Genomic DNA, 664 nt, shown 5'->3' on the forward strand with positions numbered 1-664 from the left:
AGGCCCAAAGGGGTTATGATTACTCATAAATCCTTAACAGATTATTTCTATGGTATTGCCAGTAAGACCAATATTCGATCCTGCAGTAGTTTCGGGTTAAGTTACAGTATCGCCACCGATTTGGGCAATACAGTTCTTTATACCTCATTATTGGTAGGAGGATCGCTTTATGTGCTATCAGAAAATGAACTGATCAATGTAGAGCAGATAGCCGCCCTGAGCATTGACTGCCTTAAAATGGTCCCTTCCCATTGGAAGACCCTGACAGCCAAGGATGCTGTCTTTGTGCCCAATAAGTGTTTGATCCTGGGGGGGGAAGCCTTCACCGATGATGTTCTGGATATTCTGGTTTCTAATAAGGTTACCTGTGAGGTCTATAACCATTATGGCCCCACGGAGACGACGATCGGAAAACTGATCCACAAGGTTTCCCTGACAGAAGAATATGCACATTCGGTTCCACTGGGGGGCCCCTTTGGCAACAACAGGGTTTATGTGTTGGACGCTACCAGCCACCTTTGCCCTGTAGGCGTTGTAGGGGAGCTATGCGTCGGGGGCGATGGTGTAGCAGTAGGTTATTTAAATCAAGAAGGATTAACAAAAGAGAAGTTCGTAGCCGACCCCTTCAAAGAAGGGGAGCGCATGTACAAGACCGGTGATTTAG

At 46.7% G+C, this 664-nt stretch carries 1 protein-coding gene; it reads left to right on the top strand.

The window, feature by feature from the left end:
• Window positions 1–664, top strand: a 664-nt coding sequence (locus AC04NP_RS30580) for an AMP-binding protein (RefSeq protein WP_482863930.1), incomplete at both ends; no start/stop codon positions are given.

The organism is Agaribacillus sp. DX54 (genome assembly GCF_056858335.1).